Source organism: Paenibacillus sp. Marseille-Q9583, from assembly GCF_976954365.1.
In genome coordinates this window covers 35810-62404 of record NZ_CDRJTB010000036.1, presented here as the reverse complement: position 1 = coordinate 62404, position 26595 = coordinate 35810, and the positions used below count along the sequence as shown (strand labels likewise).

General features: G+C 41.7%; 22 protein-coding genes, 5 tRNA genes and 2 pseudogenes. 9 read left to right on the top strand and 20 right to left on the bottom strand.

What is annotated here, in order from left to right; genetic code table 11:
- On the bottom strand, window positions 1-3463 hold a 3463-nt coding region (locus tag ACWNM1_RS17365), incomplete at its 3' end, for a non-ribosomal peptide synthetase (protein ID WP_449601895.1).
- A gap of 807 nt (window positions 3464-4270) precedes the next feature.
- On the opposite strand from ACWNM1_RS17365, the pseudogene ACWNM1_RS17360 reads away from it, so the two are divergent.
- The 3 genes and pseudogenes from ACWNM1_RS17360 to ACWNM1_RS17350 form a co-directional block, all read left to right on the top strand.
- Window positions 4271-4492, top strand: a pseudogene (locus ACWNM1_RS17360) (IS110 family transposase); the annotation flags it as partial.
- Between the two features lie 238 nt (window positions 4493-4730).
- On the top strand, window positions 4731-4844 hold the full coding sequence (locus ACWNM1_RS17355) for a transposase (RefSeq protein WP_449601894.1): 114 nt from the start codon (window positions 4731-4733) through the stop codon (window positions 4842-4844).
- A gap of 44 nt (window positions 4845-4888) precedes the next feature.
- Entirely contained in the window at window positions 4889-5137 is a 249-nt protein-coding gene (locus tag ACWNM1_RS17350) for a transposase (protein WP_449601896.1), read from the top strand.
- Window positions 5138-5436: 299 nt separating this feature from the next.
- Here ACWNM1_RS17350 and ACWNM1_RS17345 read toward each other — a convergent pair whose 3' ends face one another.
- The 4 genes and pseudogenes from ACWNM1_RS17345 to ACWNM1_RS17330 form a co-directional block, all read right to left on the bottom strand.
- Window positions 5437-5631, bottom strand: coding sequence for a response regulator (locus ACWNM1_RS17345; RefSeq protein ID WP_449601893.1), 195 nt, complete (start codon window positions 5629-5631; stop codon window positions 5437-5439).
- Window positions 5621-5935 (bottom strand): annotated as a pseudogene (locus ACWNM1_RS17340) (multidrug ABC transporter permease); the annotation flags it as partial. The pseudogene ACWNM1_RS17340 and the gene ACWNM1_RS17345, both read right to left, overlap by 11 nt.
- A 946-nt stretch (window positions 5936-6881) precedes the next feature.
- The gene (panD, locus tag ACWNM1_RS17335; RefSeq protein WP_449601892.1) at window positions 6882-7265 is read right to left on the bottom strand and encodes an aspartate 1-decarboxylase; all 384 of its coding nucleotides are present in this window, start codon (window positions 7263-7265) and stop codon (window positions 6882-6884) included.
- 228 nt (window positions 7266-7493) lie between these two features.
- Complete coding sequence (locus ACWNM1_RS17330) at window positions 7494-7733, bottom strand: IS3 family transposase (protein WP_449601891.1); 240 nt, start codon at window positions 7731-7733, stop codon at window positions 7494-7496.
- 1762 nt (window positions 7734-9495) lie between these two features.
- Between ACWNM1_RS17330 and ACWNM1_RS17325 the strand changes: the two genes are divergently transcribed.
- On the top strand, window positions 9496-10200 hold the full coding sequence (locus ACWNM1_RS17325) for a 4'-phosphopantetheinyl transferase family protein (protein WP_449601890.1): 705 nt from the start codon (window positions 9496-9498) through the stop codon (window positions 10198-10200).
- 345 nt (window positions 10201-10545) lie between these two features.
- On the opposite strand, the gene ACWNM1_RS17320 is transcribed toward ACWNM1_RS17325, so the two are convergent.
- Both ACWNM1_RS17320 and ACWNM1_RS17315 read right to left on the bottom strand, forming a co-directional pair.
- Window positions 10546-10628 (bottom strand) — tRNA-Leu (locus ACWNM1_RS17320).
- 83 nt (window positions 10629-10711) lie between these two features.
- The gene (locus ACWNM1_RS17315) at window positions 10712-11077 is read right to left on the bottom strand and encodes a helix-turn-helix domain-containing protein (protein WP_449601889.1); all 366 of its coding nucleotides are present in this window, start codon (window positions 11075-11077) and stop codon (window positions 10712-10714) included.
- Between the two features lie 230 nt (window positions 11078-11307).
- Here ACWNM1_RS17315 and ACWNM1_RS17310 point away from each other — a divergent pair, with 230 nt between their 5' ends.
- A complete protein-coding gene (locus ACWNM1_RS17310; RefSeq protein WP_449601888.1) occupies window positions 11308-11931 on the top strand; it encodes a hypothetical protein in 624 nt (207 codons plus the stop codon).
- A gap of 74 nt (window positions 11932-12005) precedes the next feature.
- On the opposite strand, the gene ACWNM1_RS17305 is transcribed toward ACWNM1_RS17310, so the two are convergent.
- The 10 genes from ACWNM1_RS17305 to ACWNM1_RS17260 form a co-directional block, all read right to left on the bottom strand.
- Window positions 12006-12088, bottom strand: a tRNA-Leu gene (locus ACWNM1_RS17305).
- A gap of 6 nt (window positions 12089-12094) precedes the next feature.
- Window positions 12095-12166 (bottom strand) — tRNA-Glu (locus ACWNM1_RS17300).
- A 438-nt stretch (window positions 12167-12604) separates the two neighbouring features.
- Window positions 12605-13063 carry a DinB family protein gene (locus ACWNM1_RS17295; protein ID WP_341049804.1) on the bottom strand — a complete coding sequence of 153 codons (459 nt, stop codon included), beginning with the start codon at window positions 13061-13063 and terminating at the stop codon, window positions 12605-12607.
- A 94-nt stretch (window positions 13064-13157) separates the two neighbouring features.
- The gene (locus ACWNM1_RS17290) at window positions 13158-13625 is read right to left on the bottom strand and encodes a hypothetical protein (protein ID WP_449601887.1); all 468 of its coding nucleotides are present in this window, start codon (window positions 13623-13625) and stop codon (window positions 13158-13160) included.
- 132 nt (window positions 13626-13757) lie between these two features.
- Complete coding sequence (locus ACWNM1_RS17285) at window positions 13758-14363, bottom strand: class I SAM-dependent methyltransferase (RefSeq protein ID WP_449601886.1); 606 nt, start codon at window positions 14361-14363, stop codon at window positions 13758-13760.
- Window positions 14364-14383: 20 nt separating this feature from the next.
- Complete coding sequence (locus ACWNM1_RS17280) at window positions 14384-14860, bottom strand: hypothetical protein (protein WP_449601885.1); 477 nt, start codon at window positions 14858-14860, stop codon at window positions 14384-14386.
- Window positions 14861-14943: 83 nt separating this feature from the next.
- Window positions 14944-15372 (bottom strand): oxidoreductase, encoded by a 429-nt coding sequence (locus ACWNM1_RS17275; RefSeq protein WP_449601883.1) that lies wholly within the window; start codon window positions 15370-15372, stop codon window positions 14944-14946.
- A gap of 277 nt (window positions 15373-15649) precedes the next feature.
- A tRNA-Ser gene (locus ACWNM1_RS17270) sits at window positions 15650-15738 on the bottom strand.
- Between the two features lie 7 nt (window positions 15739-15745).
- Window positions 15746-15821: transfer RNA gene (locus ACWNM1_RS17265), tRNA-Asn, on the bottom strand.
- 152 nt (window positions 15822-15973) lie between these two features.
- Entirely contained in the window at window positions 15974-16726 is a 753-nt protein-coding gene (locus ACWNM1_RS17260; RefSeq protein WP_449601881.1) for an MBL fold metallo-hydrolase, read from the bottom strand.
- 126 nt (window positions 16727-16852) lie between these two features.
- On the opposite strand from ACWNM1_RS17260, the gene ACWNM1_RS17255 reads away from it, so the two are divergent.
- On the top strand, window positions 16853-17284 hold the full coding sequence (locus tag ACWNM1_RS17255; protein WP_449601879.1) for an Lrp/AsnC family transcriptional regulator: 432 nt from the start codon (window positions 16853-16855) through the stop codon (window positions 17282-17284).
- Window positions 17285-17423: 139 nt separating this feature from the next.
- On the opposite strand, the gene ACWNM1_RS17250 is transcribed toward ACWNM1_RS17255, so the two are convergent.
- Window positions 17424-24254, bottom strand: a complete 6831-nt coding sequence (locus tag ACWNM1_RS17250; protein WP_449601878.1) for an S-layer homology domain-containing protein — start codon at window positions 24252-24254, stop codon at window positions 17424-17426.
- A gap of 204 nt (window positions 24255-24458) precedes the next feature.
- On the opposite strand from ACWNM1_RS17250, the gene ACWNM1_RS17245 reads away from it, so the two are divergent.
- Window positions 24459-25097 (top strand): pentapeptide repeat-containing protein, encoded by a 639-nt coding sequence (locus tag ACWNM1_RS17245; protein ID WP_042185508.1) that lies wholly within the window; start codon window positions 24459-24461, stop codon window positions 25095-25097.
- A 13-nt stretch (window positions 25098-25110) separates the two neighbouring features.
- On the opposite strand, the gene ACWNM1_RS17240 is transcribed toward ACWNM1_RS17245, so the two are convergent.
- Window positions 25111-25581 carry a SprT family protein gene (locus tag ACWNM1_RS17240; RefSeq protein WP_081382729.1) on the bottom strand — a complete coding sequence of 157 codons (471 nt, stop codon included), beginning with the start codon at window positions 25579-25581 and terminating at the stop codon, window positions 25111-25113.
- A gap of 120 nt (window positions 25582-25701) precedes the next feature.
- Here ACWNM1_RS17240 and ACWNM1_RS17235 point away from each other — a divergent pair, with 120 nt between their 5' ends.
- Together ACWNM1_RS17235 and cmpA are read left to right on the top strand one after the other, a co-directional pair.
- Entirely contained in the window at window positions 25702-26064 is a 363-nt protein-coding gene (locus ACWNM1_RS17235) for a hypothetical protein (protein WP_042124766.1), read from the top strand.
- Window positions 26065-26129: 65 nt separating this feature from the next.
- The gene (gene cmpA, locus ACWNM1_RS17230; RefSeq protein ID WP_094874036.1) at window positions 26130-26267 is read left to right on the top strand and encodes a cortex morphogenetic protein CmpA; all 138 of its coding nucleotides are present in this window, start codon (window positions 26130-26132) and stop codon (window positions 26265-26267) included.
- Window positions 26268-26342: 75 nt separating this feature from the next.
- Here cmpA and ACWNM1_RS17225 read toward each other — a convergent pair whose 3' ends face one another.
- A complete protein-coding gene (locus ACWNM1_RS17225; protein ID WP_156113060.1) occupies window positions 26343-26513 on the bottom strand; it encodes a hypothetical protein in 171 nt (56 codons plus the stop codon).
- Window positions 26514-26595 lie beyond the last annotated feature (82 nt).

Sequence of the window (26595 nt, the reverse complement as noted above, 5' to 3'; positions counted from 1 at the left end):
TCAGATAGCTCCGTAGATCAGCAACAGCTAACGGAGTATCTGCTACCACATAAGCGCACAGGGATTGCTGCCCTTCTCCATCTTTTCGCGCCACAACAATAGCTTCCTCCACTTCAGGAAACCCGGTCAGCAACGTCTGGATTTCGCCCAGCTCAATCCGGTATCCTCGAATCTTCACCTGATCGTCCATCCGGCCCAAGTATTCGATGTTTCCGTCCGGCAGCCACCGTGCAAGGTCTCCTGTCTTGTACAACCGCTCACCGCTCTTAAACGGATGAGGAATAAACTTCTCCGCCGTCAGTTCCGGTCGGTTCAGGTATGCCCGTGCTACACCCGTTCCTCCAATGCATAGTTCTCCAGGCACACCAATCGGTACCACTTGAAGTTCACGATTAAGGATATAGACGTTATCCTTGGGCAACGGCCGGCCGATCGGGACACTGCTAGCTGTACTTCCTTGCTTCTCTTCCACTTTATGATACGTTGACCATATCGTAGTTTCCGTTGGCCCGTACACATTCCATACCGTGTTGTTTTTATGTATGTAATCCTTAGCCATCTCCACAGGCAGGGCTTCTCCACCGATAAGCATTTTCTTTTGTTGGATATCCAATTTCCGTAACATTCTAAAGGTGGACGGAGTGCCTTGCATCATCGTTACGTTCGCAATTACCGCCTGATCTACACTTTTTACCGAGTCAACGATTAAGATCTGTGCGCCTACAAGTAGCGGTGCAAACAACTCTACTCCAGCAGGGTCAAACGAAAGCGAGGTTGAACTAAGTACCGTATCTGAAGCTTCGATTGGGAGAACGTCAATCATATCCAGTAAATTATTTAGTACCGAAGCATGTTCGATGAGGACTCCCTTGGGTTTACCCGTCGATCCAGAAGTATAGATTGCATACACTAGGTTCTGCGGTGTCACTCCACTCACTGGGTTCTCCACGGCTTCCCTTGGAAAGTCAGTAGGCTCCTGGTCCAAATAATACACTGTTGCTTTATTTTCAGGCATGCCCCCCCCCAGTTTCTCCTGAGTGAATAGCACACGCACTTGCGTGTCCTCCATCATGTACGCGATGCGTTCCCGGGGGTACGCTGGATCCAGCGGCACATACGCTCCGCCTGCTTTCAACACCGCCAGCAGTCCCACCAGCATCTCTACCGACCGCTCCATGTAAATTCCGACTAGGTCGTCCGGTCCTACGCCTTGGCTTTGCAAGTAATGTGCCCACTGATTCGCTCGCTGGTTGAGTTCCCCGTACGACACGCGCTCCTCGCCATACACCACCGCTACCGCTTCCGGGTTCCGCCGCACCTGGTTCTCAAACTGCTCATGCAGGCACTGCTCTACGACCTCTACCTCCTGTCCTTGCCATTCAAACAGGATCTGCTGAGCCTCGTCTTTACTCAGCAGTTGCAGCTCTCCAATTCGTTGGTCTGGGTTTTCTGCAACCCCTCTCAATAATTCCGTCATGTGGCTCGCCATACGTTCCATACTTTCCCGAAGGAATAAATCTGTGCAATATTCTATAGTTCCGGTTAATCCCTCTTTACCTTCTATTAGAGATAAGGTTAGATCAAATTTCGACGTCTTTTCTTCTATCGCTATATCCACCTGTTCTAAGTTCTTAAAACCTACCCCTTCCTCCGATGCATGCTGTAGCACAAATATCACCTGAAACAGAGGAGAGTAACTCTGATCCCGCACCGGTTGTATCTCTTGCACTAGTTTCCCAAACGGTAAATCTTGATGAGCATACGCACCCAATGCTACTTCCCGTACGCGCTGGATGACCTCGGCGAATGTCGGTGATCCTGACAAGTCAGTGCGTATCACCAAGGTATTCGCAAATAGACCAATCAACCCTTCGATTTCCGAAAGGTTTCGATTAGCTACTGGTGTGCCTACCACAATATCTTCCTGTCCGGTATACCGGTACAACAAGGTTTGGAAAGCCCCTAACAACAGCATAAACAGAGATGCTCCCGCCATTTGGCTGACTGATTTCAGTTGTTGCGTCAGTTCTTTATTGATTTGAAATGAAACACTTGAACCTCGATAACTTTGGACCGCTGGACGTGGGTAATCGGTCGGTAGCCTTAAGACTGGAAGTTCCCCTTTTAGGCGTTCGTTCCAATAGGTCAGTAACCGTTTGAGTTCTCCCCCCTTTAGCCCTTCTCGTTGCCAAAGCGCATAATCTCCATATTGATAGGGTAATTCGGTTAAAGCGCTTTCCTTCCCTTCAACATAAGCCTCGTAAAGCGTAACTAATTCCCCTATCAATAAATTCGAAGACCAGCCATCTGAAATAATATGATGAATGCTGATCACTAGAATATTTTCATTTGGCGATAATTTCAAAACCTTCACACTAAACAGTGGATCTGTTCTCAAATCCAAAACTGTTCTCTCCTGCACATCCACCCACTGACGTACCCGGCTTTCCTGCTCTACGCCGCTGCAATCGGTCATATCCAAAACTTCTATCCGCGTTGGAATGACTTCATGTACGACCTGCATAGGCAATCCTTCGACCATCTGAAATGTGGTTCGTAGAATCTCATGTCGATCTATAATTTGTTCAACTGATTTATGAAGGACTAGTACATCTAACTGACCCACTAGCTTTGTAAGGGAAATTACATTATAGGTAGTATCCAAATGATTAAATTGGTCGAACAGCCATAGCGACTCTTGTCCGTAGGATATAGGGTATAAAGCTCTACCTGCGTTTCTGACCAGCTTCGCGCCTTCCCGTTTTTTCTTCAGCAGTAATGCAAGTTGGCCCTTCTTCTCCTCACTTAATACATCAAGTACACTCTCTACTTTTTTGGGAAGTCGAGTCAAGGATTTATCCGAGACCAAGGTTAAAATATCCTCTAATGAAATTCCTGTAGTCGAAGTACCATATGCAGGGAGACTCACTAGTTCAGCCTTCAAATCGGACCACTTCTCAATGTAATCTTTAACATACTGGCTGATTGTAATAATGCCACTAACTTTACTTACCAATTGAGTACTATCTATACTTGGGCAAAGACTCTCCGGGCCGAAAGGTAAATGAGACCGATTGTGGGCAATAAACAATATATTTTTAGGAACAGCCTTGAGAACTGCAGATAGAGTTTCATACGTCTCATCATCCGAAACCAATACCCATGTAGGATTCAGTTCTATAATCTGGTTTTGTATATAAGAATGTATACCATCTGCCACAAAATACACATCTACTCCATTTAAATGGACAATGTCTACATAATTATTTGGGAAGGATTTCAGACTCTTTCTTTTCAATTCGTTCGGATATATTTCAAAGAATTTTTTTTCGAATTTGACAGGTATAATTACATAGCAATTGTGACCCTTGGCTGCCATGTTCTCCATCAGCATTCGACTTGCTTTATAAGCCTCGTTAGATGGCGAAAAATAATCAAGTGATTGTATCAATAAAAAATTCATTCTATCTCTCCTTATTTGATTTTTAAATTCTCTAAAATATCATTCGAAATAGATCGATATGCAAAATAAAATGCTCATCTACAATTACCAAAAAAATTTATCAGAACTAAAGTAGCCCTATATTCAAAATCCCTATTTCCCCCTAAATATATCCTTTTTCACTCTTTCGACATATACTGGGCACTTACCTTCACTTTCAACAAATATATCCACGTTAATCTTGTAAATCACATATTCATGTCCTTTATCCAGCGTAACATGTTTAAACAAATAATAAGGATACAGAAATGCCTAGTCCTTTTAGCTGCAAAACGGTCAAATTGGTCTCTTTTCGTATTATAGGTCAGCCAGAGACTTCTGTTTGGCCCATTTTTACAGGTGTTTTAAGAAGGCGGTGGCCGGGAGAACGAGTGCTCTTTTGGGGAGTTTCCCCGTCAAAAAAACTGTTCTCCTACTATCCCCAATGACTATGTTTGAGCTGGTAGGGGCAACAGATCCATCATCACAAGCAAAGCTATGGGTTTGGAACCTTCGTAGAAGTGTCGGCAAATATGATTTAGGAGGTTATAATGGAACCTATAGTGGAAGTCGATGTAGCCAAAGGATTCAGTGTCGTACAATCTTTTTAAAGCGGAACGAGCCTTGGAGGAAGGCAATAAGCATCTCGCATGAGAAAAGTGGATTTGAACAATTGGGTAGGCTACTGACAGAATTGCAGACACAGACAGCAGATTCCCCAGTTGAACGTATTTCTTCGTTAATCCCTTAAAGGCCAAGCGAACGAAAGACACCCAATTAAGAAAGGCGAAGACGGATGCGGCAGATGCTTGGCATTTAGCTGATATGTATTATCGGAGAGATGTTCATCCGCTCCGGACTTGGGAGGAGGAACATACGGAGCTTCAGCATGTAACGAGGCAGCGTGAGTTTGTAATGGAGATGTTTGTGCAAGCGAAGTTAAACATGAGGAGCTTGATGGATCATTTTTTCCAAAATATGAGAATGTTTTTGGTAATCTATTCTCGGTGACGTCTCTCCATGCGCTGGGCAGTCCTGGAAGATCAGGGGAAGAACCTTCATGTGGTTATCCAAATATGCAGGGAAATCACATTCTAAGGAGTAGGCAGAAGCAAAAACAGAACATCTTAGGGAAGTATTGTCCCGCTGGAGTAAAGAGCCAAGAAATCTCGCGTAAACCTCTGTTTTATGCAATATGTTAGACTTATTTCTTGCATTTACAGAACAAATGAGCGTATTGGAGAAGCTGATGGAAGAAATGGCAACGCATCTTCCAGAGGTTGAACTCGTGATGAGTATACCGGGAATCGGGGATAAGCTGGCAGCCGCAATTGTCGCAGAAATCGGAGATGTTCCAGTTTAAAGAAGCTAAACAACTGGTGGTTTTTGCGGATTAGATCCTGACGTATTCAGCTCGGGCGAATCACAGCGACCATCTCCAAAATTACCAAACGAGGCTCTAAGAGACTTCGTCGAGCGTTATATTTAGCCATACAGTGTGGTATTCAAGGAAGAACCAACCCTAGAGTTCAAGATTACTATGAGAAAAAAAGAAATAAGGGCAAGCCCTACAAGGTGATCTTGATCGCCTGCGCCAACAAGCTACTCCATCACGTATACGCCATCCTTAGTAAGCAGCAGCCCTTACAAATATAGCAATTTGAAAGCACAAGCTGTTTGACAGCTATCACGAGCAGAAAAATTTTGTGATTCAGCTTCGCGATAGTACGACCTTCCAAAATCCGTATTTAAAAAAATACCCATTTACAGGAAGCATTGAACAGATTTTATTTATCAATTCAAAAGAAAAGGGCACTTTTCCAGAAGGGAAGTGATCCTAAAAAATCCGAAAGAAAACATCGTCATTCTCGCCATGATTTTGTATTGGCATTCTACAGAGCAAATTGCAGAGATCTTTAAAAGCAGTGTCTTCTTCCAATGGATTCAGCAGCACCTCAACATTCCAAAAAGTTTAGAATGATGCCGAATACAGCATAGCTCCGGCGCAGTTCCTTGCACAGTTCCCAGCCATCCATATTCGGCATCATGACATCAATAACCGCCAGATCCACCCCATTATTCTCAAGGAGCCCAAGCGCCTCTACGCCATCGGAAGCACCGTATATCTCACCCATGCCTTCAGCCTTCAAAAAGACTTCCACCAATTCGCGGATGTGCGGATCGTCGTCCACTACCAGAATTTTGGCCACTTCCCGCTGAACCCTCCTTTTCACCGCCGCCCGGAAGCACCGGTGTATTGAGCTGCAGCTGCTGGTCGGCGAATTCCCGGTACAGCTCATGCTCCCGCAGTAATTCTTCATGTGTTCCTCTGCCGGTAATTCGGCCCTTCTCCATAAAGATAATCTGATCCGCATTCACAACAGTAGCCAGCCGGTGCGCAATGACAATCGTCGTCCGGCCCTTCATCAGGTTGGACAAGGCTTTCTGCACCACTAACCCTATATGAGCAATACACACAACACCGTTCCTTTAGGTGCATTTATTAACACTTGCTGAGTTCGAGCAACTATTTACTCTGCTAACTTCGCAACTATAGTGGAAGATTTTGGTTTATACATACTATTTTCATAATTCGGTTAATCAACAGATGTGGATTTTATTATACAATCCACATCTAGGCTGTATTGTTCATAATTAATTATTTCTATCATGCGCAGAGAACGCATCTTTTGAGGTGATTTCCTTCTCTTGAATACCTTTCTAGCCCTATATATTTCAAAATTCTCTTTTTAAACATTTCTCTGCGTTCTTACTGAAAAGCAAAAGCAAGCCTTTTTAGAAATACTTATCTCGCATGTATGTTCTTGTTCATTACGAAGGTAATTATCACCGAGTGCTTTGATGCATATCGTCTATACTTACTTTTAGATTCGTACTCTTAACGACATATTCCATCGTTAAAGGGCGCTTAATTTTAAAGCTACGAAATCATCCCACTATGGAATTAAAAGATGTTAGAACTCGACGTAACACCAGCCGCTTTCAACGTTGTTAATTATCATCCCAACTTCTCCTTAAATTCAATTGAAATGAAAAGAGTAGGGAACCTATAAAATTTATCATCTTAATATGAATAAAGTACAGAATCTCGGGTTGAAAAAATCTCTGAGTATTTTGGAATGAAGATCACTAATTAGCCCTATGAACAGAAGCAAATAAAATTCATTATAGGGAGGAAGTAACTTGTGCGGAACCAGAAATTGGTCTAACAGAGCAAACATTTGAAACGTTTTGTAAAACTATCTATATTAGTTATCTTTGCGCTGTTTGTGTCATTTACTCCACTGCCTGGCCTGAGTTATTACGTCGTACTATCAACGCCGCCACAGATTAGAAAATGTCAATGTTAGTAATTATACTTTAATTATTAAGTGAGTAATCACAAGATGGTTGATTGAAGCTCTTCATTTAAAATTTCAACTATTTTATTGTTTTTCCCCATAATTCCGACTCGTGGAATGTGTTTTCGTGCTTCTTCGTCACTTAAAATAACATAAGACATAATAATAATTGTATCATCAATTTGTACTAATCTAGCCGCTGCACCGTTTAAACATATAATCCCTGATCCAGGAGCACCCTCTATTATATAAGTTTCAAAACGTGCACCATTGTTGTTATTAACTATTTGGACTTTTTCATTAGGTAACATATCAAGAGCATTGAGGATATTTTTGTCAATTGTAATACTTCCCACATAGTTAAGATTCGCTTCTGTGACTATTGCTTTATGAATCTTAGATTTTAGAAGTGTTCTAAACATAGCATACGCCCTCCCTTTTTTGGAAAATTTTAATGACTGCATATGTAGTAAAACTCCTTATCATTTTCAACTTATATATTATACTTTGTCAATATTTTTATTTTTTCAAGTAAATCAACAAAAACGCATTAAGATCGAGAAGAATACAACCAAAAGAACATAGATGAATGAGTTACTTAAGACATCACACTGGCAAGAAATTATGATATGTTTAGAGAGGTGATGATGTTATACGAGCTGCTTTCGTGAACCTCTATCAAGAAAGTAGTTTTGTTGTATTTGTTTGAATCTCGTTCCAAACTGAACTGGAAGAACGTAGCCTAGAGAACCGTGAATTCGTTTGCAGTTATAAAAATTCAATGAATTGGAGATCGCAACATAAGCTTGTTTCTTCGTTCTCAGTTGAGCACAATACACAAACTCTTTTTTTTGGCAGACCGTGTAAAGATTCAATACAAACCTTATCATAGCAATTACCTTTCCGAATTATGCTTGCCTTGATTCGATACTCTGTTCTGCTCTTTCTCTCTCAGTGTTCGAGCTTTCTGATTTTCCAGGACTAGAAACAGGCTTGCTTGGAACTGCCGGTACTTGCGCAGCCGTTGGTGCAGTGTTTTAGCAGGGATATACAGCTCCTGAGCCGATTCTGCTACCGTCTTGGTCTACTCTTGAATGTATATTACACCTGTTTTTATTTTTTCGTTGTAGCTATTTAGTCTTCCACTCATGTGGCACCACGTTAATTTCATTATCTCCAGTCTATTAACGGGTGTCCTCGATCAATACTAACAGCAGAAACACTGTTAACAGTATAAAAAGTTATCAGATACTCAATCCTGAGTGCCTTTTCGAACGTGAGCCTGAACAAGTAATTGGTCGTTGGGAAAGGAATCCACCCAAAATGGAGTATTTTGAGTTTCCGCTAGACTGCAAGCCAGTGCGTCATAAACAAAAAATAGAAACAACCTTCTATTTGTTTCCTTTTGCAACACTTCTTGTTACTGCCTATACACCTTTTCGCAGGGACAAGCGTTCATTGTGTTTCTTGGCTCAAAGCTCGGCAAGGAAAGGGAATATAACGATATTTATAGAATAGAGAAAATATATTTATTATACTTTAACTGTCACCTTATCAAAGGCGGCAACCCTCATTTCTATGAGTATTTCTATAACCTTTTTATTTTAGAAACCACAAGAAGGATACTTTATGGAAAACGACGCCCCCCCCAAGATTGGGAACAAGGAACTGACAAATCAATAGAAATGGCTATATTTATGAGCTTAATCGGATTTAGTTCTGAAATCTGTAAATATACTTTGCCGGTTTTCATTCTCAAAAGCAAAGTACGTTATTAAATGCTTTTCACCAACAATTTAAATCTGAGGTTTGGTTTTAAATAAGGGCTGGCAAATCACTCCTCCTCTTATTCAAATTTTCGATTTTATAATAACTCAAACCCATTAAGATGGAAGCAAGAAAAAGATTAGGGAAAACAAACACAAAGGGCTTGAACAAAACATGGTAAGGAAACAATTAGCCATCTCACAGATTACTTAATATAAGATCACATCTTGCCAATGAATGTACTAGACATAATTTTCACACTAACAATGTAATTTAAAAGACAGGCGAGGCCATCAATTCACAGAATTAGGAAGGCGCGTCGCTGTAGAAGAAAACCTATGTAAAGATTAGATGAGGTGACCCACACTCTTGTGCTACTTATGCAGGCCGTGTAAATGAAAATTAGTCCACCAAGTTATTTTGATGCAAGAGCTCTGCTTCCAACGTATAAGGTACATTGAAGTTTTTTTCTTTGTAACTTACTAGTGCTTGATCTGACATGTGAAGCAAGTCTTCTCTAAAATAGGTTGAATAGACTTTATACCACATTTATTCTATTGTGCTTAGCATATTGCTAGTTCAGATAAAAATACTTTATTACAGGTATTAAATAAGTGCTGTAGTATAGTTGCCGTCAAACATAAGAAAGAAAAAAAATGATATTCTCCGGCAGGTGGTATTCTTTCCCCTCACTGCTGATTCAAGACGTCAATGGTCCTGGTGTTCGCCAGCTTACAAGGATACTTCAACTACTGAGGTTACAACCCGTCTATTGGCCAACAACCGTTAGAATTTTAGAAGCTCAGGATCTGACATTCAACACCTCATTTGTTTGAACTTAAAGGTCGTGGGTATAATCAAATAACTTTATGGAGTTGAATTATATTGGAAATCATCGCTTTGAAACTACCAGAGATTATACCAACAAATGTTTACCAGCTCTTCCTTACTAGAATCGGGAAAGAAAAGAAGACTCGAATCCTGAAATATCAACACATTCGGAGTGCATACCATTCCTTATTTGGCGAATTACTTGTGCGTGCGATTATATGCCATAACACCTCTATAAATAACCCCGAAATTGATTTCATTGTTGGCCGGTATGGCAAGCCATTTCTAAAGAATTATCCTAATTTCTCATTTAATATATCCCATTCTGGACATTGGGTGGTATTGATTTGGAATAATCAAAAGGTCGCATTGGGGATCGATGTGGAAGAGATCAAGTTGATAGACTTGAAAATTGCGGAGACTTTTTTTCATAGAACAGAATATCTTGATCTGTTGTCCAAACAAGGGATCGAACAGACGGAGTATTTTTTTCAGCTTTGGACATTGAAAGAAAGCTACATTAAAGCCGTTGGAAAGGGACTGGCCATTCCCTTAGATAATTTTTCTTTCCATTGTAGTGGGACTAAAATTTTGAATTCTCCTGAAACGAGAGGCTATTACTTCAAGTCTTACCGAATTGATGCTGGACATTATATATCCGCTTGCTCTAATACCGACACCTTGCCCGAAAATATAAAATTCATGAAATATGAAGATTTATGCGGATTCTTTTTCAATCAGTCAAAATCCCTAAATTGAGTAGTATGCTTGACAATAATTCCTCTAATTTATAACTGAATATTTTTGTGTGTTTCTTAATCCGCTTACACAGTGACATAGTCAACTTTCATTTGACCCTTAAAATTGTTATACATAGAGCTTGTATCCCTCTATTCCCCCTTATGTCCACGCCTCCAACCGACCACTGCAATTGCAAGGGCCCGTTTAATAAACACAAATCGTCCTCCTTGATACCTTTAATAATTTTCCGTCAACATTTCGTCAACAAAGCTAAAACGGTATCATTAGCGTCAGTTTCTTTATTGAAAATAAAAAAGCAAAAAACCCTTGAATCATCAAGGGTCTTTGCTCATTTAAATGTTATGCGGTAGAGAGGACTCGAACCTCCACGGGTATACACCCACTACCCCCTCAAGATAGCGTGTCTGCCATTCCACCACTACCGCGCGGTGAGATAAAACATAAAACTTTGTTTGAGGTCAACATTCATTATTATAAATGTACTTCCCCAAAATGTAAAGGCGTTGATTTAAGAATTTTCGTCGGCCCATTTCTGCTTACGATATTCAGTGAATGCTAGGTATTCTTTAATGAATTCCTTTTCCTCTGGAAGCAATTTATTCGTTCGATCTTCATTCAACTTCACTTCTCCGAAATCATAGTACTCATTGCTCTCTTTCAATATTTCAGATGTATTTCTACCTAAAATAAGCCAGTCCAGACTTACATGAAAAAAAGCGCCGATCTCAATTAATTTATGTGTTCCCGGAGTAGATTTGCCCCGCTTCCAATCTCCCATATTACCTGTGCTTATATTTAACTGCTCGCAGAATGATTTCTTGGTGAGACCTTTTTGCTTAATTAAGTACTCTATACGTTCGTATATGGTCTGCATCCGTAAACCGCCCTTCACAAAAAAATAAAAAAAGACTTATTTAAGTAATTACCTATTGCAAAATAACGCAAAAAAGTATATAATTGGTGTTACTATGTATTATCCGATTATATCATATGGCTAGAGTGACGATAAGAGGCGACTCAGGTGACAAGTGTCTGATGTAATGCCGTCTGACCCCCTTAATTAACATGTCATCCCGAAGGATCTCTAGGAGGGAGCGGTGACTTTTGTCAAAATGCTTATCATCTTCCATTATCCATTCACTTGAATATCTGCCGCACAATGCAGTGGTCATTAACAGCCACGGAGTTATCCAGTTCACCAACAGGAAGTGGAAGGCATTTAGTCATGAATATGGCCTCTCCCCTCACAAACAATGGATTGGAGCTTATTATTCGGAGCTTCTGCAAGATGTGATCGTCGATTCCGATCAATGGGTCAAGCTTTATGATTCGGTGAAAATTATACTCCGCAGAGAGCATCAGATTTATACCTCTGAGTTCATCATACAAACCGCCTATAAAGGGACGCGAATCTTTCGTTTGGAAATCTATCCGCTGCTCACTGATTATTACCTAGAAGCTGCTTTTATAATTTCTCTATATGATTTGGGTGTATTTATAGAAGGGACTAAGATGTCGGGGATCACAAGCATCTGTTCGACATGTCAGCCAACACAAGAGTTAATCCCCATCTGCGCTTCCTGCAAATCCATTCGAAATTCTAAGGATGAATGGATCAACATTGAACATTTTTTAAAACATCAGCTTTCTCTGCAATTCACCCATGATATTTGCCCAGACTGTGTCAGACAGCTCTATCCCCAATATGCAAGAGCCTTCAAGAACTAATCAACTTGTCTAACTCTATAAAAAAAAGTAAGAAAACCTCTGCGAAGCAAAGGATTTCTTACTTTTTTTTTGTATGCGGTAGAGAGGACTCGAACCTCCACGGGTATACACCCACTACCCCCTCAAGATAGCGTGTCTGCCATTCCACCACTACCGCATAATATGACCCGTATGGGATTCGAACCCATGTTACCTCCGTGAAAGGGAGGTGTCTTAACCCCTTGACCAACGGGCCTTAGCAAGATTGTCTTAACGTGACAACAAAAATTATGATACCAGAAATATAAGGACATGGCAAGCACTTTTTTTCATACCACTCAGCCTGTAGCATTCTTCGATTCTTCAATCATCTCTATATCCCAATCACGTCTAATCCTTGCCTTGATCTCCTCATATTGTTCCCTGGAGTCGCTGTGTATCTCATGAACATAAAGAAGCTTCCTTCTAGAACCATGATCCTCGTAATGAATAAGTTCAATAGAAAAATTCACGCCGCAAGACCGTTATAATAAGACATATCCCCTTGATGTGTAAACGAAAGGATAGCGGTCTCGTAAGAACGAGGGATATTTAAGAGGCTGCTAGATTTGATATAACATTTGTCTCAATTGTTACATACAAAAAAAAGCTTATTCCCAACCGATAAACGGAAGGAGAATAGGCTGTAAGCTGTTCACATTTTCCCTTTTAATTCTAATTCTTTAATCTGCATCATATGGTGTCGGTCATGCGATATAAAATCCTTTAAATAGGACTCAAAGGAAAACCTTCCGTCAACATATTTTCCCGAGTATTTCCCCTCTTCAAGGCTACTTATACAATCTAATAGTAAGTTACGATACTTCATAGTCAATTCTATTAATTCATCTTTGGTTTTTGTCTTACCATATGTAACAGCATCATTATTGAATTGATCGTAATCAATAAGTTGCAGTGTTATCGCTTTATCACATGCTATCGGTTCTATCGTCGATTCATAGAAGTATTTATCCCATAACATAATATGACTAACAACATCATGAATTGTCCATTTTCCTTCAGCGATGGGTGTTTTCCAATCTAAATCAATAATTTCTAGAACAAATCCATTCCATTCCTTAAACTGATTTAGCAAGTCTGATCTGTTATTCATTGGCACATCTCCTTTTTTTAGTAATCATCTTAACAGCATTTATTAATACTCTCTCGATACATATTCTCAATAGCAAACTGTTATATGGGTACTCTCACAGTTTTTTTGAAAGCTCTATTAATGCATTTTTTGCCGTATTACTTACATTTTGATTATGGTGAATTTCAAACTTAATAAAAATTGGAACATATCGTTTATTATAAGTATTACTTAATGTGTATAGAGCATCTGCAAGAAATTCAGGATCAATTTCTTCTATATGGTCCGCCAAATAATCCAAATTGCTTTTTGAGTAGTCATTTAGTAATTGATTAATATCCTGGTTGATTTCTTTACTATGATTAAAGAGTAGATGTTTTTCAAGGAGCAAGATAATATCATCAAAGTACGGCAAATCATAGCCGAAATATGGATCCAAGTACCTGTCCAAACAAAATAATAGACTTCTCTTTTCAGAAACATCTTTACGATTCAAAAAATCGTTGATTGCAGTCACTCCTGTAATTATGATATCTCTATGTTTCTGCGTATAAGTTACATAACTACCATCTCGTTCACCCAAAAAAAACACCTCTTTTCTAACTTATCCAGTTAAATACCCCTATTTCATTATCGGTATATTCTTCTATATGTTTATAAATACGTTTCATATCCATTAACTCCTAGAGAAACAAATTTAGGTTGAATCATGTCTCTATTTTTTATATATGTAATCGATAAATCCTTGTCGTATCCATTCACCTTCAAACTTTCTTTCCAGTACTCGATCTTCTTTGTATATTAACTGCAAATCATCAAACATAGAATCTGCTTCATGATAATCATAATAAGAGTGTATTACTAATTCATCATCTTCCATTTGTTCAAACTGATTATCCCCCAAATCAACTCCATCGCCGACTCTAAAATCCTTTAGGGTTAAAAAATTCACAAATAATAATCCATTAGGTTTTAGAACTCGTTTCATTTCATTTATCGCTTTTTTCACATCTTGTTTTCTCATATGAAAAATAGAGTTATACGAATACACAAAACTCATCGACTCAGCACTTATCGCCAACTGTCTCATGTCGCCTTGTTGTATATTTAGATTCTGTCCTCTTTCAGTTGCGAACTGATTAGCTCTTTCAATTTGTTCGACATTCATCTCAATTCCGTTTGTACTGTATCCATAATTCGCAAACAAACTTAATGGAGGTGAATCCCCTCCCGCCCCACAATCTAATATTGTTTTCTCCATACCACTTTCATTGCATAATGCCAAAAATCTGTACAAGGGTATTTGCTTAAACAGTTCCATGTTGATTCCACTCCTTTGACTTATATGATTTTCCGTCTTAAATGTTTTTTATAGATTGTTAATACAAATTCTTTCTCTACAAAACCATCATCATATCCTTCTATTGGTAGGCCATTATGTAACGGTGAATTTATAAAATCTTCTAAAACTTCTCTTTTATCTCCCGTATATTGAATCGAGCAAGCAAATGGTAGTTCTTTGTTTACATCTGATATTAAGTTGAATCTCAACTGGCTAGCCATTAGATCAAACCACAGGTAAAAGATCATACCATTAGCTGAATTTGATCTACCGATCTGTTCTTGTCTATTTTCAATTACTTTATTTATAAAATTGTCAAAATCATCAATTAAATTTTCTTTCGCCAAGTCAGGTTGAATTGTAATTCTCCACATATTTGTCTCAATTTCTTTTTGAATATCAGATTCTGATGACCCAATGTATATTTGATCTGTAATTATTTCTTCTAGATTTTCAAAGTACTCATCTTTGTTCATGTAATGCACTCCTTATATTCACGAGTTCTCATCAATGAGATCCCATCTTGGCAAACACAGAGCAATAGCAACGAGCAGAAATGTTATAATGTCTCTTTAATAACTTTCTCGTACTCATCCCATTTAAAATAAAAAGGCCCAACATCAATAGTTTTATTGCTGGGTTCCAGTTTGAAATCTCTCCATATGATAAGATCCTCTTCTTTCTCAATAAATACGGATATAAAGCCACACTCTTCATCTCCACACCAAGGGCAGACTAATATTGGGTATCTGTAGTACATATATTCATGCATTTGGTTTAATAAAAAATAGTTAATCATTTTCCTTTGATGCTCTTCACTGCCCCACCCAAGGGACGGAACCATATCATGCCTTTTCAGCATTTGATAAAGAGACCTGCCATCAATTATTATGTCAGCAAATTCGGTATTTTTATTTCCTTCTTGATCCGGATCAAAGCGATCATATCTACTTGAAGGTTTAGTTTGTAATTGATTTATAGTTTTCATGTTCCCTCCTTTATATGAATGCTGTGTTAGCCGATGTAACTGACTTCTTGAGACTGATTCATTAACATTCGCTCTTCTCACTCCATTCACCTTCCAAAATATAGAATATGCTCATAGTGATCACTGATAATTCAGATTAAAAAAGACAAATCACATTCGCGTGATCTGCCCCCGGCACTTCCTCAATTCCATATATATCACATTTAGCAACCGAAAATAATTTTACGTAACAAAAAAAGAGCCCCCATAATGGAAGCTCTTCTTATGTAATTCAGAACGGAGAGAGTGGGATTCGAACCCACGCACCGCTTACGCAGTCTAACCCCTTAGCAGAGGGTCCCCTTATAGCCACTTGGGTATCTCTCCATAAAAATGGCTCCCCGAACAGGACTCGAACCTGTGACAACTCGATTAACAGTCGAGTGCTCTACCAACTGAGCTATCAGGGAACATTAGAAGTAAATTAGAAGTGAACATGAATTAATTTATCATGATTTCAAGGTCTAGTCAAGCAGGTAAAATAATTTTTGTGATCGTTTTCAAATTCAAGCATTATTTCTGCCTGTAGCTAGATTTAAGAGGGGATTACTCCCCCTATAGTTTATACGTAACACCATTCCCCGTCTTCCGGAAGCTGTACTCGATCCTGTAGCTCCTCCTTCTCCAAGTGAGCTTTTAGCTTATCGCGGGTAACTAGGCAATGGTTGATGGCGTCCATGTGTACAGCAATCACCTTAGTAGAAGAAGTATATTCGCATAAATCTACGACATCCTGCTCATTCATTGTGATATGACCTCCGGTTAAAAACTGCGCTCCACCGGCATTAACGATCGTCGCCTCAGGTTTAAATACATCGAGCGCAATCTTCACCTCATCACACCAAATCGTGTCTCCTGCCAAATACACAACTGGTTCGTTTTCCGCCTGAAAGACAAACCCGGATACCTTCCCCATCAGCTTGCCAATCTCTCCGGTTCCATGCTGTCCACCGGTACGTGTTATAGTTACTCCTTGGAATGTCAGCTCATCGGTGATTTCCGAGACGTTCTCAAATCCCTGCTCTACTAGGGTATCCCTGTCTCCCTCCTGACATAATAGCGGTAGATCATGCGGCAACAAAGAAATCGCAGCGGCATCCCAATGATCTGGATGAAGATGCGTGACTATTATTGCATTAGGATTCAGCCATTTGTCTACTGATCCAGGTAACGATACAAGCGGATTCCGACGGTCATTTTCCGTATTAAAAATGGGAGGATTAGCGCCCTGCTCACTCAACATAGGATCGATCAGAAATGTACTTCCCCCATACTCCATCCATAGGGTCGCGTTGCGAATATGCTGTATTTTCATCGTAAGCCCTTCTTTCTTTCAGATATCTTCTGCTACAATTAATTATAGTTGGACCTTGAAACAGAATACATTGAGATTGGAAAGAGATTGGCCTGTTCTACTTTCACGCAGAAAGGATTTTAAATAATGACGAGTTCTTATTCCATAGATGATGTGGATTTTCGCATCCTACAGCTTCTAATTGATGATTCCACGATCAGTCACAGAGACATTGGGCAGCAAGTGCATATGACAGGCCAAGCTGTGGGCGCACGTATTCGCAAAATGCAGGACACCGGAGTGATTGAAGGCTACACCGTCCGCTGGAATCCAGATAAAGTGGGCGAGATGATCCATGTCTTTATAACAGTTTTTCTAGGTTCGAATACGGTACATCCAGCCTTTCAGACATTCGCAAAGCAGCATGACAGCGTTAAAGAAATGCATCGCGTCAGTGGAGAAGGCTGCTATTGGATACGTGTTCGTACGGGAAGCCAAGAGGATTTGAATAACTTTCTCGACGAGCTGCTGAAGTTCGGAAATTACAGAGTCAATCTATCAATGGGAAAGCTGAAATAAGGCTGTATCGCGTAGGAGGCCGCTATCGGATCAGTTGACCTTATATGCAAAAACGCAGAGCAACAATTCTCCAATAATCGGAGAACCGCTGCTCTGCTGTCTTATTACATATGAAATGTTATAGCTTCTACCACCAACGCTAATTCAATAATTTAGCTGTTCTAAGCAAACGAACTAGAATTACAGCTGCCTCTGCACGGCTAGTATCACTGCCAGGCGCAAAGCTATCTGCCGATTGGCCTTTCATGATTCCTTTTGCTGTCAAGACATTCACAGCCACTTTAGCCCAAGAAGAAATAGCAGATGAATCTGTAAATACATTTGTCGCAGGTTTAGCTCCAGATTCTCCAGATTCTCCAGCTCCAAGGTTCAACAGCTTCAGTGCTCTAGCTGCCATAACAGCCATTTGCTCCCGTGTAATAGGGGCGTTCGGACGGAAGGTTCCATCCTCATAGCCTTGAACCAGTCCTAAGGCTGCCGCAGCTCTGGCGTCTGCAGCATACCATGATAAATCAGACACATCACTAAAGGTCTTCGTTGTGTTCGCAGCGGCTAGGCCTAAAGAGCGCATTAGCATAGCTGCGAATTCAGCACGACTAACGGAATTCTGAGGTGCAAAGTTATCTTTGGATTGTCCGGTCAAGATCAGTCGACTGGCAAGCGTTTCGATCTCGTTCTTTGCCCAGTGTGAAGAAATATCTCCAAAAGTTACAGGGTGTTGTGCAGCGACGAATATCCCGCTAGCACTGCTGCTCTTAACAGTAACCTTGGTCATCCCACCTAGGATCTCGAATAATGCAGGTACATAACGGAAAGAACCCGTCTGCTCATCGTAAATAAGGACTACTCCCGTCTTTGCAACCAGTGCTCCTTCCATCATAAATGTACGATCTACATACGTAGTGCCGAACCCATTAGCAGGTACAGTGTTTTTGCCATCTGTGACCTTTAAGGTGACACTTGCAGGAGTTCCTTGCACCTTAAAACCTTGCTGCTCAGCCTTGGCAAGCAGTTGTTCCAATCCTTTTCCGCTTAGCGGATTGAGTTGGAACTCTAAAGTGCCTGCCGGCATTTGTGCAGCTTTCAGCACGCTCTCCACGAGTCCTAACGGGAAGCGATAGCTCATATCGCCACCGGCAATGACAAGCACCGCATTCGGGCTAAGTGCTGCTGCATTGCGTAAAGCTTCTGCGCTAAAGCGAGCTATACCATCTCCGTTAGCTGAGATTTCGATAAGAGCTTGCCCAGCAGTCGCCTTAGCTTTTAGCTGCGCATCATGATTACCAGCTGGTGTTGGCGTTGGTGTAGCGACAGGTGCAACAGGATTTGCTGACCCCGCCGGATCAGGGGTACTCGTTGGTTCAGTCGGATCCACCGGATTCGTCCCACCATTAGGTAACACCACCTCAACTATATATACCCTCTTATCATTGCCAACAGTTACCGTGAAGTCTGTGCTTCCCGCTTTAACTCCATGAATACTGTTGTTTGTAAAAGTAGCAATGTCACTGCTCATAAAATTAAGTGTAGCTTGTGTAGTAATATCCGCTCCTTCTTTGTCTAACACCTGAAGAATAGCCGACTTTCCTTGTTCCAGTACAACAGGTCCGCTCTGTCCATCTGCTAGCTTGATGGAGAAAGGTTTAACAGCTGTGGCTATTCCTTGGTTCTGTTCAATGATGCTAAATTCAGGAGATGCATTGGACAGGAGGTTCATCCGTTCACCACGAATAATCAAGTTGTCGACGAGCAGATTACCTTTCAAATTTTTCGTTACTTCTATACCACTAGTACCTGCACCGTCTAATACATTATTCGTCAGAACAACTCCATCAATCGTCGTGAGGGCATTTCCCTCCAGATTACCGTGGGCAATCAGGCCAGAATAGGTGCTATCGAGCGCTGTATTGTTACGGATGAGCACTTTTCCTTTTAGGTCGCTCTCACCAGCGTACAGCCATAATGCACCGAGGTTTACCCCGTAGCCCGAATCATAACTACCTGTGCGAAGCAATGTATTCCGCTCAACGATAGTCGTTCCTTGGAACGGTTCTGCGGAGAAGCGGGTAGATACAGCGATCCCGGCTCCGTTAGTCACAGTATCTTTTACCACGTTATCTTGAACTTTGTTATCCTTACCACCGAAGACCACAATGTTATCGGCCAACCATGGCAGTGAGACGTTATTAAAACGAGCCGTATTGTTATAGCTAAATGTCCGTTCCGCGCCATTCACTTCATTCAATTTGGCATCTGTGAACGACCACATCGCAATACCATCATCCCCTGGATAGCGGATGTCACTTTGTTCCATCATGCTGTTGCCAGTGCCTACGGCAAAGTTAATTCCGTCCGCCATCAGATTGCGGATTCGAAGACCTGCCATATACAGACCATTCGTGCGAGCCTTCTCACCCATTGGCTGTGTTAACCACAAACCTGCTTTGGTATGTTCAATCCATACGTTTTGAATAACTGAGCCTTGGCCAAAAGCACCATGGAAGGCGTTGGTAACCGCCTCATCATCCCGTACATTAATGCCGCCTTCAATTAATAGGTCGTAAACACCAACCTTGCCGCCATGTCCGAAGAATTTAGCTCCGTTCAGAACCGTATACCACATGCCGGCACCACGGATTTCAGCGGTATCCAGATCCAGTAGACCATCTCCAACATTAAATTTACCTGCTGGAAACCAAACCCCTTTACCTTCAGCATTCGCTTCAGTAAGCGCTGCCTTGAAAGCGGCGGTATCATCTCCCTCATCATTGGCTACCGCTCCAAAATCCGTTACAGAAATAAAGCCGTCAGGGCGAGTCAACTCAGGGGCTACCTGCTCCATATCCACCAAGTCGATGACGTATGAAGTCGCTTGGTCTCCTGTTCCCTTCTCTAAACGAATAGTTGCTCCGGCGGGAGCATCGCCAATCAGAGCATGAATTTCATCAAAGAAGCGATGTCCACTACCTTGACGAGGATCATTTGACCATGGGTAGCTGCCATATTCCCAAGCATATTTTGAAGTCAAATTAAGCTGTTTCTTAACGCCATCTACATATAGAGTCAATGTTTCTTCAGCACCAGCACCATCCGAACTGTCCGGAATGGAATAGCGCAGAACAATAGAATTAGCTGCTTCTGCAAGCTTGAACTCTATATAGTCCCCAGTATTCTTCAAGGCGACGGCTTGTCGTCCTGAAGCCTCGGAAGCCATAGTGCGATATTTCCGCGAAGGACCGATTAGTGTTCCGTTAGTGACTGCATCCTCAGCTTCATAGCTAATATAAGGAACTGTTGCCCCGCGGTAAACTTTGTTCACGCTATTTTTTACTGTCAGGCTATCAATACTTACTTTATTCCAATCGATATTGTCGTTGTTTAGAGAGATTGTGTTGATTCCTGCACGCAGCTGCAGCTTCACCTGTACAGTCTTCCAAGAGGAAGTCTTGACCACGTTAACTTTATTTGACTCCTTCAGGCCGTTCACCTCAAAGAGCAGATCTGTTACATCACTGGAAGTATTCTTGTAACGAACAACGGCATCATATTCACCTGCTTGCTGGGCATTGACTGCAAACCGTATAACATGATCTCCATGGAATGCTTCTCCTCCTGCATAAATTGTATCTGTAGGGATTGGCAAGAAGCTCCAAAGAGTGCTATCGGCTCCCACAGCAGAACCAAGTTGAACAGCTGATGCGTCGTGAGTAAGATAGGCTGTTTTATCCGCACTTAGCAGGAGCTTATAGCCTAACTTCTCTTCCAGCGTCCACTGGGAACGTTCTGTTTCCCCAGAAGCTAACAAGACGGCTTGGTCTGCTTCATTTAAAGAAAGATATTGTTTGGTCTGAACATTCATTATGCGTTTACGTCCATTTACATCTTGGACGATCCATTGGGAGTGAGCCGCCTTGTCGGACGCTTCTGCATATACGAGTGCCCCTTCTTGTTCAGCCAATACTTTACCAGTCAGCCCTTTCGGCACGATCGTTATAATGTTGGTATCATTCTGAACTGGAGTTGTTGTATTGTTATTGCGCAGTTCTCCAGACGGAGTAGTAAACTCCTGCTGAGCCGCTTCAAGAGTCCATTGAGCTAAGCCGTCACTCTCTAGTAGGAGCGCACGTTCAGCATATCCTGTCTTATTCGCAATGTTTATTAATTCATCGTCGTATTCTCCATAGAGACTACGAATGGTGTAGTGCGTATAATCGGAAGCCAAGCTTACTTCCCAAGCAGATGCTCCGTCTATAGCCGGTTCCGCGCTACTGCTCTCCAAGTATGAATAATCTCCATTCAATGTTAAATAATGGCCTGTTGCTCGATTGATGATCGTCTGTTTGCCGTCTTGCACAGATATATTCCAATGCGAGAATCCATTCTCTGCTGACGGCTGCCCGTACAGAACAACTCCGTGCTCATTCTCGTATAAATACTCCCCACTGCTTGCATTCTTAAATCTTACAGGGTAAGCAGGGATCGGTGGCGCAATGGCTTCAACGGCTTCAGCGGCAAAATGAGCACTGTTTCTATCCGCTGCATCGGGAGCCTTACTGATCTTTATAATCGGATTCCCATTCTCGTCAGAAGCCCCATACATATAGTGGCCAGCCCACCCACTCTTGAAAGTAGTCAGACCTGAAGGCTGCATATCCACAATCCACTTAATGCTGCCCCATACATCATAGACGGTTTGCAATGTCTGAACGGCAACATTAGGCTCAATCTCATCTACTGCACCACCTATATGCTCTAGGGAGAGGTAACGTCCAGTACCTTTATTTTTAATCTTCACAGATCCATTGCTGCCAGCTATTTCTTGCAGCTGCCAGACAAAGGTATCGTCATTCATATCAAGTGAACCATAAGTAGCCTGACCTACTGTTACATCCTCGTTCGCAGCAGTTAAAGCTACAGGATTTGGATCAGCGGTTGCAGATTCCGGTTTATCCTGCGGCACCACTGCTTCAGTGTCCTGCGAATCATAGACAGCTTCGGTGACTGTCTTAGATTCTAGCAATTTCTCTAGTACATCTGGAGAAGTTAACAAAGGACCATCCTTAAGATATTGATTCTCACCATTTACAGCGTCTAGCTTGAAGCGGAACAAGTCCGGCTTTTTTTCAGTAACGGTAACAAATCGCCACTGTGGGCTGCCCCAGCCTGGATTGATCACACCATACTCGGCGTATTTAGTGAGATTTTGAAGTGAAATGAACTTCTCAGGGAATTTATTAGGTTGCTTGTCGAGAACACTGCTGATTACGTATGTGTTGTCGCCAATATTTTTACCTGTCCAGATAAATTCCCGCTCCACATTATTCCTGTCTGAAAGCTCAGTGACCTGGATATGGCCATCTGGCATATTCATTGTGTTAATGTAGTGGCCTGTTTTCTTGTTCTTGAATAACTTACGGCCATTATATTTCTCAATCAGCCATTGATCGGAGCCATCCTTTTGCATATTTCCATATTTCAAGAGACCATCAGCAGATTCATACCAATAAAAAGACTTCCAGCCATTTTGAATTCGATAATATGGAATGGTGCCATCTGTTGGCGTGTTAGGGTCTAGAAGCTGCCACTGGGCGCTTAATGAAGTCGCATCCCCACTTGCTCCAGCACTGTCTCCACTCAAGGTAGATAGATAGATGCCTTTGCTCTCTACATTTTCTAGTGTCAGATAATCATCATAATCATCAGAATCTTTAAAATTCCATTGATCCGATGGTAGGCTTCCACTGATCTGCTCAGCCTTGGCTATGCCATCACTATACGAAAGGTAATGATTAGTCGCTGCATTACGGATACGTTTATTACCGTTATAATCCTCTATATACCATAGATGATCGGATGAATCAGCAGTATCTGGAGCAATTAATCCGTGCTTAAGTGCACCGTTTGCGGATTCATACAAGAAATCTGTAGCTACTTGTGCATCTGTATAAGTTGCCAAGCGTACCGGCTGCAACTCGGAAATCGGGACAACTTTCCACTGGGCATTATGACTGGTTGCTTCACCCGGCCAGCTGTTAGAGCGCACGTTGTTATCTTCCTCAAACTGAGGATTCAGCCATAAAGGTTTAACTCCGTCGGTTAATCCTTTATTACTTAAGGTAATAAAACCCGCTCCATCCGCGCCTGGTGCATCTTCTTTCACCCATTCACTTAGCATCACCTTGTCCGGATCGATTTCCTCTGAAAAAACTCCAGCCCAAGTCACTTCATTTTGCTTAATATAATGACCCGTCTCACGGTTTCGAATCATCAGTGTTCCGTCGTCCGTTCCCGGCTCAAGAAACCACTGGGCAGCCTCATTCTTCAAAGGCTGTTTACCGTAAAGTACATTTCCTTTCTCCTCATACATCACCTGACCGGGACGCATCCGGCTTTCCAACCGTACAGGTACTGTTCCTGCGTTAGGATCGATAAAAGCCCACTGCGGACTCTCAAACGTAATATTGATATCCGAGCTTACTTGCGCAAACCCTAGCTGATTCTCCTCGTGGATAACCAGCTTACTCTCAGGCACGCTCGCGCTTCGGATGATCATGTATCCGTTTCTATTGGAAGTATCGATCAACCATTGATCCGTAACACTTCCAGCTCCTTGGAGATCTGCCGCCTTAAGTGTATCCTCTTTGCCGTTGTTACCAGCCATTGTAATGTAGTGGCCCGTCTTCACATTCTTAATTCGTGACAGACCATTTACAGTCTCCACTGTCCAATGCGATGATGTGTCCGCTGGATTGGTCATACCATAACGCACGATACCATCAGACGTTTCATATAAGAAATTATTTTTCCACTTATTCTTGATGAGTACTGTCCCTGATGGAATTAGCCCTGCGCCTGTTCCTCCAACCCCTTCTGCTCCTACGGAACCGCTACCGATTCCCATCACAGGCAAGCTTGAGAATATCAGCAGCATCGCGAGCAGACCCGCCATCGCGGACCTGAATCGTTTCATAAATGTGCCCCCTCTACCTAATATCGACTTCCCTTCCATCTTAAGTTGGTAACGCTTACAAAACGATGTGTGATTTTATCCAGAAAAAGGTGTATTTGTACGTATCTCCCGAAAGGTCTGAGCGTTACTGAAAATTGACAAATCTGCTGAACCCTAAGATAGTTAATTTAAATAGAAACGAGCATTCATTAAATGGAGGTACTTATGAAATTCAAAATGGATTCACCAAAAATATCAGATCCAGACGCTCTACTCCCTGAGCAAATATACTCACTGCAAACCAAAGATGAATTCAGTCGTTGCAGCATAAGCGATACAGTTATTGATAATCAAGAGGCGAATAAAGTCAGCTTTGATCAAGTGGTTTTTAAAAATGTTACGATTATCGAGTCGTCCTTAACTGGGATTGAACTGATGGATGTAATTTTTGAGCGATGCGATTTATCCAATGTGGATTTTACGAATGCAATTGTTCATCGAACCGAATTCAGGAACTGCAAGCTCATCGGTACGGACTTCACAAGAGGCAGGTTCCAGAATGTTCGCGTGGTAGATTGTATCGGGGATTTCGCAACATTTCGAATGGCTAATCTGAAGCAGGTTGCTTTTGAGAATAGTTCATTGATGAGCTCTGATTACTACCAATCGAATTTCCAGAAAGTCAGCTTCAGCGAATGTAATATTGATCAAGCCACATTATCAGGATCAAAACTTAACGGGATCGATCTTAGTGACTGCGAGTTTAGTGGCTTGATCGTGGATATACAAGATTTGGAGGGATGTATCATTTCACCTCAGCAAGCTGTTTCCTTTGTTGGATTGATGGGTCTGGTTATAAAATAACATGCTGTTCTACTTACTGGACTTCCAGCGCTAGCAGCTTCAGCTTACCCGAACATTTGCCGCAGCGGTAGCGCTTGGGGTCCACTTTTCGCTTACGCGGATACTCCATAGCACATGCTGTACAGATCAGCTTGTACCGGTAAGGGAGTGACTTTCGAGCTTTCGCACCCGGCAATGTCTGACAATAGCGGCTCCCGCCGACTTGTGCCAGCAGTCTTTTGAAATCAGTGTCACGATGCATATACCCTCGCTTCGCCAAATGCAGATGATAATGGCAGAGCTCGTGTTTTATAATCTTCTCCGTCTCTTCTCTACCGAACATAGCAAGCTGATGGGGATTAATCTCTATATTATGGCTCTTGGTAAAATATCGACCGCCTGTTGAAGATAATCGGCTGTTAAAGCTTGCCTTATGCCTAAAGGGTACGCCAAAGCTGTCCCGTGATACCTGCTCAATCCACAGCTGCAGCTCTTCGTTGCTCATCGTTTCCATAGCGTTCTATCACAAGTCCTTTCCACGGGAATTAAGATCTCTACTTGAATTGTAACTTGTGCATAGGCTAAACTGTCAAGAAGGAAGACAAGTACGGAGGGAGAATGACCAATGCCGAAAATGCGGTATGTAATTTTGCAGCAACATCAAGAATTGCAATTCGTGGAAATGCCCGAGGAATATGCGTACCAGCTAAGTGCGCTCAATTTACGTCTAAACAAAGAAATCGACAAGCTGACAGCCGATAATGTACCGGATCTGCCCTTAGCCATTGCTGAGTGTGATTCATTGGATCTGCTTCGCGAAGATTACTCCCTGGAGTCCGGTCTGGATTATATCAATAGATTGGAACAGGCCTTTGCCTCTGTTCAGGAGCAAAAGAACTATCCTCTCATCTCCCTGCTGACCGAGATTCGGGCGCTGCAAGCTCAATTAGAGCAGTGGTACGAAGAGGAAGCAGAAAGCATTCTGTAAATCGTCACCTTTAGGCTCATTTCTCCATATGCTAACTTACGTAAGCAGTTAGAGGAGTGATACCCTTGCCACAGTGGCTCTGCCATCAACTGATGAAAGCCTATTACAAAAAAGACCGCCGTCAGATCAAGCTGCTGAACGAGTGCTGGTTCTTTTATCGTAATTCTGCGGAATCACCTGATTCCATCCAGAGAAATTTATAGGATTCGTTAAATTCAAAAATCCATCCCGCTACTTACAGGGGATGGATTTTTGTATAGGATTCGTTGGAATCCGAATTAGAACATAGGGAATACATATCTGACCAAAAAGAAAAGTGCTCCGAAAAAAATAATAATATAAGCAGCATATTTAATAAAGGTAGATGCGACAACACTGGAATCCGATTTTCGTTGCACCTCTGTATGCTCCACTTCAACGCTTCTATCTTTATAGCCCGGTTCCATCATCAATCTCTCCTTTCGAATATAGGCTGGTAGATAGTCTCCATTAACCCGGGGCTTTCAGAGTTGAAACACAATTCCAAATCGA

Bases quoted from the DNA above. Each gene is read 5' to 3' on its own strand.
- panD (WP_449601892.1), bottom strand. From the start codon at position 7,265: ATGTTTAGAACACTTCTAAAATCTAAGATTCATAAAGCAATAGTCACA.
- ACWNM1_RS17355 (WP_449601894.1), top strand. From the start codon at position 4,731: ATGGAAGAAATGGCAACGCATCTTCCAGAGGTTGAACTCGTGATGAGT.
- ACWNM1_RS17235 (WP_042124766.1), top strand. From the start codon at position 25,702: ATGCCGAAAATGCGGTATGTAATTTTGCAGCAACATCAAGAATTGCAA.
- ACWNM1_RS17225 (WP_156113060.1), bottom strand. From the start codon at position 26,513: ATGATGGAACCGGGCTATAAAGATAGAAGCGTTGAAGTGGAGCATACA.
- ACWNM1_RS17255 (WP_449601879.1), top strand. From the start codon at position 16,853: ATGACGAGTTCTTATTCCATAGATGATGTGGATTTTCGCATCCTACAG.
- ACWNM1_RS17330 (WP_449601891.1), bottom strand. From the start codon at position 7,733: ATGATAAGGTTTGTATTGAATCTTTACACGGTCTGCCAAAAAAAAGAG.
- ACWNM1_RS17245 (WP_042185508.1), top strand. From the start codon at position 24,459: ATGAAATTCAAAATGGATTCACCAAAAATATCAGATCCAGACGCTCTA.
- ACWNM1_RS17240 (WP_081382729.1), bottom strand. From the start codon at position 25,581: ATGAGCAACGAAGAGCTGCAGCTGTGGATTGAGCAGGTATCACGGGAC.
- ACWNM1_RS17285 (WP_449601886.1), bottom strand. From the start codon at position 14,363: ATGGAACTGTTTAAGCAAATACCCTTGTACAGATTTTTGGCATTATGC.
- ACWNM1_RS17260 (WP_449601881.1), bottom strand. From the start codon at position 16,726: ATGAAAATACAGCATATTCGCAACGCGACCCTATGGATGGAGTATGGG.
- ACWNM1_RS17315 (WP_449601889.1), bottom strand. From the start codon at position 11,077: ATGCAGACCATATACGAACGTATAGAGTACTTAATTAAGCAAAAAGGT.
- ACWNM1_RS17295 (WP_341049804.1), bottom strand. From the start codon at position 13,063: ATGAATAACAGATCAGACTTGCTAAATCAGTTTAAGGAATGGAATGGA.
- ACWNM1_RS17275 (WP_449601883.1), bottom strand. From the start codon at position 15,372: ATGAAAACTATAAATCAATTACAAACTAAACCTTCAAGTAGATATGAT.
- ACWNM1_RS17280 (WP_449601885.1), bottom strand. From the start codon at position 14,860: ATGAACAAAGATGAGTACTTTGAAAATCTAGAAGAAATAATTACAGAT.
- ACWNM1_RS17250 (WP_449601878.1), bottom strand. From the start codon at position 24,254: ATGAAACGATTCAGGTCCGCGATGGCGGGTCTGCTCGCGATGCTGCTG.